10 protein-coding genes are annotated in these 10,606 nt (G+C 31.5%); all 10 read right to left on the bottom strand.

Annotated features, from left to right (window positions below; translation table 11 throughout):
• Window position 1: 1 nt before the first annotated feature.
• The 10 genes from PGOND44_RS13360 to PGOND44_RS13315 all read right to left on the bottom strand — a co-directional run bounded on the left by PGOND44_RS13360 (window position 2) and on the right by PGOND44_RS13315 (window position 10,606).
• On the bottom strand, window positions 2-1,159 hold the full coding sequence (locus tag PGOND44_RS13360) for an ATP-binding protein (RefSeq protein ID WP_003443709.1): 1,158 nt from the start codon (window positions 1,157-1,159) through the stop codon (window positions 2-4).
• A 133-nt stretch (window positions 1,160-1,292) separates the two neighbouring features.
• Complete coding sequence (locus PGOND44_RS13355; protein ID WP_003443707.1) at window positions 1,293-2,600, bottom strand: UDP-glucose dehydrogenase family protein; 1,308 nt, start codon at window positions 2,598-2,600, stop codon at window positions 1,293-1,295.
• A gap of 44 nt (window positions 2,601-2,644) precedes the next feature.
• Window positions 2,645-3,388: a WecB/TagA/CpsF family glycosyltransferase gene (locus tag PGOND44_RS13350; RefSeq protein ID WP_003443704.1), complete on the bottom strand. Its 744-nt coding sequence runs from the start codon at window positions 3,386-3,388 to the stop codon at window positions 2,645-2,647.
• Window positions 3,389-3,461: 73 nt separating this feature from the next.
• Window positions 3,462-4,661, bottom strand: a complete 1,200-nt coding sequence (locus PGOND44_RS13345; protein WP_003443701.1) for an O-antigen ligase family protein — start codon at window positions 4,659-4,661, stop codon at window positions 3,462-3,464.
• Window positions 4,627-5,772: an O-antigen ligase family protein gene (locus PGOND44_RS13340; RefSeq protein ID WP_003443700.1), complete on the bottom strand. Its 1,146-nt coding sequence runs from the start codon at window positions 5,770-5,772 to the stop codon at window positions 4,627-4,629. The genes PGOND44_RS13345 and PGOND44_RS13340 overlap by 35 nt, the downstream gene beginning before the upstream one ends.
• On the bottom strand, window positions 5,772-6,635 hold the full coding sequence (locus PGOND44_RS13335) for a glycosyltransferase (RefSeq protein ID WP_003443697.1): 864 nt from the start codon (window positions 6,633-6,635) through the stop codon (window positions 5,772-5,774). Before PGOND44_RS13335 ends, PGOND44_RS13340 begins: the two co-directional genes overlap by 1 nt.
• On the bottom strand, window positions 6,628-7,116 hold the full coding sequence (locus PGOND44_RS13330) for a hypothetical protein (protein ID WP_003443686.1): 489 nt from the start codon (window positions 7,114-7,116) through the stop codon (window positions 6,628-6,630). Before PGOND44_RS13330 ends, PGOND44_RS13335 begins: the two co-directional genes overlap by 8 nt.
• Before the next feature lie 17 nt (window positions 7,117-7,133).
• Window positions 7,134-8,072: a sulfotransferase family protein gene (locus PGOND44_RS13325; RefSeq protein WP_003443681.1), complete on the bottom strand. Its 939-nt coding sequence runs from the start codon at window positions 8,070-8,072 to the stop codon at window positions 7,134-7,136.
• A gap of 155 nt (window positions 8,073-8,227) precedes the next feature.
• The gene (locus PGOND44_RS13320) at window positions 8,228-9,217 is read right to left on the bottom strand and encodes a heparin lyase I family protein (RefSeq protein ID WP_003443680.1); all 990 of its coding nucleotides are present in this window, start codon (window positions 9,215-9,217) and stop codon (window positions 8,228-8,230) included.
• A gap of 72 nt (window positions 9,218-9,289) precedes the next feature.
• Window positions 9,290-10,606 carry a flippase gene (locus PGOND44_RS13315; RefSeq protein WP_003443679.1) on the bottom strand — a complete coding sequence of 439 codons (1,317 nt, stop codon included), beginning with the start codon at window positions 10,604-10,606 and terminating at the stop codon, window positions 9,290-9,292.

Here is a 10,606-nt window from a genome sequence, read left to right as displayed (position 1 = left end):
GTTATCTATTATTAATTTCTGCTAATGATGCAAAAGGAATGACTTCTACACCATGACTTCTTTTTTGGTACTGGCTTCCTCCGTATATAACCCTGCCCCCAGTTAAGCCAGTTAAATTATTCCAATAGTCTAAGCCTTTAAAATAATCTTTGGTAATTGTTTCGCCCGATTTTATTTCAATAGGGATCAACTCATCAAAATTATCTATTATAATATCAATTTCATTGCCCTTACTATTTCTCCAAAAGTACAAGTTATTTAACTTTCCTTTATTCAATCTTTGTTTTAATAGTTCGACGATCACCATATTTTCAAATAAACTTCCTTTGAAAGGGTGAAACTCTAGTTGTTCTGCTTTTTGCACGCCCAATAACGCACTCGCTAGACCTACATCATAAAAGTATAATTTCGGCATTTTAACCACTCGTTTATTGAAATTTTTATGATGAGGTTGTAACCTGAATATAATAAAACTTGCTTCTAATACTCCTATCCAGGATTCAATTGTTTTACTATCGACTCCTGTTTCCATTGCCAAAGTATTTTTATTTAACAGTTGCCCCACTCTGCCTGCACATAATTTCAAAAATTTTTCAAAAACAACAAGATTTTCAATACTTCGCAATTGCCTTACATCTCTCTCTATGTAAGTACTAATATAATTTGATAACCATTTTTGAATTTCAAATGGTTTATCGTATAACGGAGGATAAAATCCTTTAAAAAGCAATTCATGAATTTTCGTTGGGGCCAAATTCTCAACCTCTGATAAAGAAAAAGGTAACAAATTTAAATACCCAACTCTGCCTGCCAAACTTTGAGTAATACTTTGCTGTAGTAAAAAATTATTGGAGCCTGTAAGTATAAATTGAGCGGTTTGGTCATTTTCATCTAGTACCTGCTGTAAATAAGAAAATAGCTCTGGTGTGCGTTGTACTTCATCTAAAATAGCTCCTTTAGAAAATTGATCGAGAAAGGCTTTAGGATCTTCAGAAGCAAAATTCCTCATGTCTGGGTTTTCTAAATTCACATAGGGTTTGTCTGGAAATACTAATTTTACTAAAGTTGTTTTACCGGACTCCCTAGGGCCAATAACTGCTATGGCCTTATATTGTTGAGACAAATTAATAAGTTCTGCTTCTGCTATTCTTGAAATCATACACAAATATAAGATAAACTGCACAATTTAGGAATTGGATTCCTAAATTGTGCAGTTTATCTTATCAATAGAATTTTTGGCAGAGTCGACTTTAAGCAAGATCATCGCTCGTGTTTAAAACTTTTTTCATCAATTATACTTTTTGTCTCCCTATAGAAATGTAATGAATCCCTTGTTTAGCCAACTCCACCGTTGGATATAAGTTTCTCCCATCGAAGATAACTGGGTTGTTTAGATTGGACTTTAATAAGTCATAATTTGGAGTTCTGAAGATACTCCACTCGGTACAAATCAGCAAGGCATCCGCCCCCTCTGTAACCTCATACATATCCTTTCCATACTGTAACTTATCCCCATATTTTTCTTTTACATTTTCTATGGCTTCAGGATCAAAAGCCTTTACGTTAGCACCGGCTTCCAAAAGCTTATCGATCATATATAAAGCGGGAGCTTCGCGAATATCATCAGTTTCAGGCTTAAACGCTAAGCCCCAAATCGCGATGGTCTTTCCTTCCAAATTATCATCAAAATAAGAAGAAACTTCTGGGAAAAGAATTGTTTTTTGATGTTCATTGACTTCTACCACAGCCTCCAAAATTTTAAAATCGTAGTTGATATCCTTTCCCGATTTGTGAAGTGCCTTTACATCCTTTGGAAAACAAGACCCGCCGTACCCAATACCTGGAAAGAGAAATCGTTTTCCAATTCTGGAGTCGGTTCCCATGCCTATTCTTACCTTATCAACATCTGCTCCTACCTTTTGACAATAGTTGGCGATTTCGTTCATAAAAGTAATTTTGGTCGCTAAAAAGGAATTCGAAGCATATTTAGTTAATTCTGCCGACTTTTCATCCATGATAATCACTGGGTTTCCAGACCTTACAAACGGCTGATACAAACGTTGCATCACCTCGGTAGCGCGTTCACTACTCGAACCAATGACTATTCGCTCCGGCTTCATAAAATCATCGACGGCAAAACCTTCTCTTAAAAATTCCGGATTGGACACCACATCAAATTCAGTTTTGCAGTCTTGCTCGATGGTCGTTCTTACCAAATCTGCTGTTCCAACAGGAACCGTGCTTTTATCTACAATCACTTTATAAGAGGTAATATATTCTCCAATTTCTTTGGCTACGCCCAAAACATACTTTAAATCTGCTGAGCCATCTTCATCTTCTGGGGTCGGTAAAGCTAGAAAGATCACCTCGCCAAAATCTAAACCTTCTTTTAAGTCAGTTGTAAAGTTCAACCGGCCAGCTTCAATATTCCTTTCGAATAAAACATCTAAGTGAGGTTCGTAGATAGGAACCACTCCCGCTTTCATTTGGTTGACTTTGTTTTTATCGATATCGACACAAAGAACATCGTTTCCATTTTCGGCTAAACAGGTTCCGGTAACCAGACCTACATAGCCTGTGCCTATTACAGCTATTTTCATAAAGTGGGTTTACTGATTTTAATATAATTGCAAATTTAAAGCTTTCAAGGTTTATTCTTGAATTTTTCTTTGAAAGTTAGAAAGATGAATTTAGAGTTCCCAATGAGGTATCTTTTCCACATCCTTCTAGGTTCTTGAATAAATCTATAGAACCACTCCAAGCCAATATTTTGCATCCATTCTGGAGCACGCTTTACTAAGCCAGACACTACATCAAAACTTCCACCAACACCCATAATAAAGTTAACACTCTTGAGGGCTTGCCTATTATCATATAAAAAATTTTCTTTTTTAGGGGAACTGATGGCTACAAAAAGAATCTGAGCACCACTTTCTGCAATATCTTTTGCTATTCCAGGCTCTTCCTCTTTAGAGAAATACCCATTTCTATAGCCTGCAATAATATCTTTAGAATAGTTCTGTTTATATTTTTCAATGACTTTTGATACAACTTGTTCTTTCGCTCCCAGACAGTATATTTTATAACCTTTTTGATGGGCTAATTCCACAAGATTTTCCATCAGGTCTATACCGGCCACGCGCTCTTTTAAAGGCCTTCCTAGTAACTTGGAAGCCCAAATCACTGCTTGTCCATCTGGATTAATGATATCTGCACTATTTACACTTTCTCTAAGCTGAACATCCTTTTGCATTAAAACAATTTTTCCAGCATTGACTACAGAATGATGGATATGCTTCCCATCAGATACTGCCTGATCTATTAGGTTCAAGCTTTGCAACATCGTTAAATTATCTATATATGAATTAAGCATTTGTATTCTTCCCATAGGGTATATTTGAAATCAGCAAATTAAATATTGAAATTAATTTAATCTTTTTTAGTAATGATAATTTAGTCAACTACTTGATACGATGATTTATTTTTTTTAGTTGAAAATATAATAACAATGATGCAAAAAATGTATAAAAAGTAATTCCTTTATGTGTATCTAGAATTGATTCAGTTAAGCTTACTATTGAGACAATTACTACAAAGGCAAGAAATAATAAATTATTTTGCTTTATTCCAATATAAAAAGGCAAACCATAAATAATGAGCAAACATAATAACCCGCCAATTATTCCATTTCTTGTTAAATTGTCTAAATACTGGTTATGTGGATTATATTTATTCTTATATCCCATCGTAAAATTCATTTTTTTATATTCCTCAACCAAAACATCTTTGGCGTCTCCTGTCCCAGTTCCAAACCAAAGATTATCTTTTAAAACTGCTATTGAAGCTTCTAATTTTCCAAACCTTGAAGACAAGCTTCTATAATTACTTTTATCAAAACTAATTTTATCTAACTCTAAAAATTGGTTAAATTTCTGTGTATAAGAGGGAATACTAAGCAATGCTATGATGCAAAAAACCCCTATCAAAAGCATTGCACCAATCCTTTTCCATTTTGACCTAATAAAATAAAAAAGGGTAACTAAAAGAGATACAATCGCTATTAAAAAAATAATTCTTGCTGAAGTAACAATAGCAGATATTAAAAAAAATGCAGCTAAAATAAAATATAACTTATTAAGCTTTTTCATAAATAGAGTAATACAAATCCAATAGGCTAGTAGATTATACATGCCTAAATAGGTTGAGTGGTATATATCTAATGTAACAATTTTATAAAAACGCAATCCAAAATTAAAATAGTAGAAAAACAAATACAATAAATAGAGGTTAGTGAAAAATAATCCTAACAAATAAAGCTTGAGTATTAAAGATTTGTTGACGTATCTGCCTAAGCTAAAAAATATAATTGGAAAAGCGATAAAGCTTAGGTTTTTTCCAAGAAATCCCAAAGCATAATTTGTATTTGAAGTATTTAACACGCCAAAAATATAAACCACAAGAGGAATAGATATTATGAATATAAAGAAGTCTTTGGAATGAGGAGATTTTCCATTTTTCAAAAATAAATTTACAATACCTAAAAGTATTAATAGAATAATGGCTAAACTGCTGTAGTTCAATTTGATTGGAAGAACAGTAAATAAGACAAATAAGATCAGTAAAAGATTAGCTAACTTTGAAATCAACTTTTTTATATTCATACATCAAAATTAAAATATAGACAATACTAACTGAAAAATTTACAACTGGGTTGCCAAAGAAAGCAGGTATAATCATCAATATTATGACATTAAAATTTTTCCTCAAAACTTTATAAATTCTCCAAAAATAGCTTGTAAATAATAAGAATCCTAAAACTCCAAATTCCAAAAGGGCTTTTACAAAATCATTATGTGGATCTTGACTCATGAATTTATATGGCATATTTCCTTGAGTTAAATGATCTACTCCTAATCCAAACATAATTTTTAATATAGACTCAGTTAAAAACTCATACACTATAGCGGACCAATAAATAATCCGCCAAATAAAAGACCCATGTCCCCCTGCCCTAACAACACCGTCTACTGAAAACTGGGTTGCTCTATCTTGGATAAAATTCCAATTTAAAAAATTTAAAGACTCAAACTGAAATGCAATTTTTTCGGAAAGATTGATCGCAAGAAAAAAAACAACAATTGGAAGACTAAGAAATAACACTTTATTAATCAAAGATATCCTTTTTGACATTAGTCCATTGTATGCTAATAATGCAAGAATAACTAAAAGGCCTCCAGAAGACTTTGTCAGGATCAGTGAGATAAAAAGTAATATTATGCACGATATATTAATAATTTTATTTTTAAATGGCCTATGAAATACTAAAAAATAAATAAGCATTGAAAGCACATAGGCTAAGTGATTAGAGTGGCCAATTATATTTTTATAACGCTCAAAATTAACTATCTGAAAATAACTCATAGGAAGTGTAAGAATGAAATAAACCAAGAACATTACAAATAAGTACTTGATATTATTCTGACTTAAATATGACGCAAATACTGCAAAGGAAAAATAAGCAGTATACCTTAAGCACCCTTTTATTGAGAAGATTTTAATATCTTGATAAAAAATAGATTGTAAAGCAAAAAAAACAACAGCAACAATAACAAAATATAGATATATTTTACTTATGGGATTAATGTAGATTTTAGATTCTTTTTGATAAATAACATATAAAAAGGTTAGAGCAGGGAAAAATATATAAAGCCCTTGATGAAAAAAGCCGGATAAAATAAAACAGATAAATGTAATAAGAACATTGATATTCACTATGTATATTTTTTAGTTATCTTATTAAGCATATAGTTTCTAAAATATGTTCTTAACGTTTTATCTTCAATTCTAGGACGCTTATTCATAAAACTAAGGACGTAACCCTTCAATAAAGTAAATCCAGTCTTGAATTTTCTTTTTATTAAAATTATATAAATAGATCGTAAAATCATGTAAAATAAAGTGTGCCCTCTGTAATAGGCATGGTATCCCTTTTCAGATGAGTTTGAAAAGCGAACATCCACCTCTCTTGAAATCACTTTAGCAGACTTTAAGGTTTTAGTTTTCCATCCTTTAAGATGTGCCAAAGCGACTGAAACTGTGTCTGCCGTAAATGCAATTTGGTACCCCGCTTCATCAAAACATTTTTTTCTCCAAATTCTACAACCACCTCTAACCCAGTTCTGACTAGCAATATGCTGCCTCCCATTTTGGGTATAAATTAATCCACTAGTAATACCTACATCAGGATTATTTTTTAAAAAACTAACTAATTTCTCATAATAATTTTGTTTAGGAAAAACATCACAATCTAAAATACCAATAAAATCTAACTCGTTATACGATGATCTATTTTTCAAAAATTGAAAGCCTTTATCAATAATTGTAGCATATTTCTTTCCCACCCTGTAAGTTTTGTCTTCAAACTTCATGCTGACAACATGAAAATGATCAATATTTTCAACAGATTTTATTTTATCTAAATACTCTTTGCTACCATCTGTACTATCATTCTCTACAATAACCAATGTATGAATGCTAATACTCTGTTTTTTAAGAGAAGACAAAAAGTTATCAATATTATCTATCTCGTCTTTTAAGGGAGTAACAAGTGCTATTTTAGAATTTATTTTAGTCATTATATGTGTAAATTTTGTCAAGAGAAATCGTTGAGCCTATTAATTGTTTTTCACCATCGATTAGCTGATAAGCATATATTTTCATTTTTTTTATTCTATCTTCTTTAACCTTAATTTCTTTTAAAATATATTTATGTTTTTTTGCCTCAACAAGCTCAGGTTTGAAATCCCAGTTTTCTTTTCTTTCATTATTGTTTTTATCAACAATCCAAACAGTCACTCCAATGACTTTATTGTTACCAAAATCCTCTTTATCAATATTATCGTTTAATTTGAATACTAATGTTTTAGTCTCTTCTTTTTGATCCCTAATAACTCCAATTTCCTCTATAACAACATCTCGGTATATATTAAATTCCACTTCCTTAACATTACTCAAAATATCTAAGCCTCTTTCCAGATACAATTCAGTTTTAGGTTTGCATCCATGAAAAATCAAGAGCGCTAATAAGGTGATAGTATAGGAATATTTTGTTGACATAATCACTAGGCTAGCTTCTATTTTTCTCTATTTTTTTTTCTAAACTTATTAGGTATGTAACGATACAGTTCTTTGGCATAACTCATGAGTTTATCTTCCTTGGTTAATCGATAATAACCTCCGATAAAATTGATATATCCAAAAGAATCTAGTGAAGATCCACAATACGCTTCTATGATCTTTATGTCTTTTGAGTTAAGTTCTTTTTTCCACTTATCTATTCTAGTTTTATCTAGTGCTTTTCCTACAAGTGAATGTTGAGAAAAGGTTGACTTAGGAAGCTTAAAAGAGCTATTATTTGAAAACATGCTTTCACTATATTGAAGTTTTAAGAATTCACATAAATCTTTTAAAGCAATATCCGGCTTATCAAGCAAGTCTTCATATTTAATTAAAAAAACTCGACTTGAGTCTATCTTCTTTAAAGCAAAGTATGCAGCAACATATTCGATCCAAAGTTGACTGAGTTTCATAGCAGAATTAGGTCCCCAGTCTAAATCTTTAATAGAAGCATATATTGCTCGAGGATCTCTTACAATGTAAACAAATTTAGAATCTGGAAAAAGTGAACCTAACAATTTGTAATCTTTAATATTACTTGGAGTATGATCAATTCTAATATAAGTATCAGTAATCTTATGACTTGAATGGTTTTTTGCGTAATGTTTGACCGTCTCCTCGATGACTTTTGGATAAGAAGACAATGTAACTTGTTCTGGCAAATTACGAATATGACTTGCATTTATTCCCCATTGCTTAAACCTGTAATGATTGTTATAATAATCGACCATCTTCATTTTTTTGGCTGATGAGGATAGCTCTGATAGATGACTGAAAATAAAGTCATTAAAAAAATGAGATTCTGGTGTTACAATAACAGAATCGCTACTTGCAAGTATACTTCCAAGCATCGTTGTTCCACTTCTTGGACATCCAGTAATAAATATGTGTTTCATTGGATTAATTATCGTTTTGATAGTTTACCTATCAAACTCGTTTAGTAACTTATTGAAAAAACAAAATTTTGCCTAGTTTATCTCTTTTCAATTTCTTTTAAGATCTTATCTTTTTTGTTAAGATACCTATAATCATGTTTAACACCATATAGTTCTTAAGAGGTTGGTTTTCTACCTGTTAAATCTTCAAAGCTTCTAGTTTTGACTATGTAATCAAAGTAAATTGATGTTGGGGTGGAATTATCCCAGTATCTATAATAGCCGAATTTAAATGTATTCTCTATTGTATTGTATATGTTGGTACCAAACACTTTATTATTCACACCATTAAAAGGCGTAAAAGGTTCGCCATTTAACCATACTGCAATATAGCCTTGATTATTAAGGCTCCATTTGATATTAGCCCTTACAGTGTACCATTTTCCTTTTTTAATGTTATCATTTAGCGCAACAATACTCCAGTCGAATCCTTCATATTTTGCATTATCCTGACCCTTTATGCCATGCCTTAATATTAAAATATTCTTACCGTATTGTTCTAAATAAGTAAAATTGATAGTTGGACCTACTAAAACTCTACTTTGGCCTTTTGGCTTCACATAGTGATATTGGACGATGGTAACTTCTCTCCCAATATTTTCTTCGTCAAGTTTATAATCTTTAGGAATCATGAATCGCCACTCGTACCACTCTTCTTCTTGATTTGGGTTGCCATGTTGTATTGTGAGTTCTGTTCTGTAGCCCTTTATTTTTTTGTGTTCTTGACCTGGCGATAACTTTAATTTCAGATAATTACTATCGTCTTCTTTATGAATTTCTACAGAATTATTTTTAGGCCCCCAATTCTCTTTTTCTACAACAGAATGATATGAATACCTTATCAGGTTTTCTCTTCCCTCGTGACTTTTTGGACTTGTATGCTTTGGTAAGGTTTCAAAATCATCAAAAAATAGACCATTACTATTTATGAACGATTTTTTAAACCTATCACTTACTCCACTATCATAAACACTGTCTTCATCTATATCTTTGAAATCATTTTCGATTTTATCTTTTGATTTTATTTTTAGTTTTTCATTGGGATCAGGCTTCGAACATGAAGTTGCAACAAGTATTAAACAAAATAGGAAGGTGTTTTTAATCATAATTAATGTTTAGGTGTTAGTAAATACTTTTATGAGTTTAGATATCTTACTGATATCAATTTATTATTATTATTAAAAGTTAAATTTAAAATCTTTAAATGGATTGAAATAGGTTTGTATTCCTTTGTTTTTAAGATATGCTGCACCTGTTATATTCCAAAAAATCATGCTGACCACCGTAGATATTGCTGCACCGTTACCACCGTATATGGGGGTAAGGCATAATGTCAATACTAGATTTATAAAGAGCGCTAATACCATCAAATTTTGAAAAGTGTTTTGCTTGCCTGTCATTTGCATAACAGTCCCTACAGACCCAGACATAGAATTAATTAGCTGCCCCACACATAATATAATCAATACAGAGGTTCCAGCTAAAAATCCATTACCAAATAATCCAAGTAAAAGAGGACTGAAGGTGACAATAAGTCCAACAACTATGATGGTAATCAAAAAATTTAATTTTGTTGATAATTTGATTAATTTAGAATAACTATCAACTTCACCTTCGGCATAACTTTTTGCAATTTTCGGAGCTAGAATAGAATTGATTGCCTGTAGACTAAATGTTGCCAATGTTGTGACTTTCACAGCTACGCTGTAAATACCAACTTCACTTTCATCTTGAAATACTCCCATTACAAAAGTATCCATCCAACTCATCAACACTAAAATAGAACTGCTAAGCATCATTGGAAATGATTCTTTAACAAATAGCCAGCTATTTTGATTTGTTTTGAAGCTAGGTTTATTCAGAACAATTGAGCTATGAATCAAGCTAATCAGAGATAAGCAAACAAGGCCAAAAAAGTGTACTTTAATTACAAATACAGAACTCTCTTGTGCTAACACTAATAAAATTAGCAGTAAAATTCCAAACCTACCCACAAGAGTATAAAAAGCAAATGCTCTATTCATTTTCCTAGCTCGCATAATAGCTGCAGATATAAATACAGTTGACCAAAATGGAATAGAAGGTAAGAGCCAATCTAAGTAAGGTAACAATTCAGGTTTGGGTTCTAGAAAAACTTTATTCACTAAGGTTTCGTCATAAATATGTATTATGAAACTTAACAGAGAAGAAAATAAAAAAGCCTTAACCCAAGACCTATAAAAAACGCCCGTATCGTTTAAATTTTTATCTTGGGAGTAAAACTTAACTAAGTTAGAATCTAAGCCTAGCCTTCCAAAAATACTTAAGATTGTAAAAATTGAAAAACCCAAGGCTATTAACCCCCATGAGTTTCCTCCGAACTTATTTGTTACGTAGATTGTAAATACAAAACTTAAAAGAGTACCCACTATACGAATCAGTAAAAACGATAGCCCTTTAGACAAAAGTTCATTGAAATCAGAGTTATTAAAAATATTTTTGATTTTTCTTTTCAA

Origin of the sequence: Psychroflexus gondwanensis ACAM 44 (genome assembly GCF_000355905.1) — a bacterium.
In the GTDB taxonomy this organism is placed as follows: Bacteria; Bacteroidota; Bacteroidia; order Flavobacteriales; family Flavobacteriaceae; genus Psychroflexus; species Psychroflexus gondwanensis.
The sequence above is the reverse complement of the archived record's forward strand: the minus strand, read 5'-3'. Positions and strand labels throughout refer to the sequence as shown.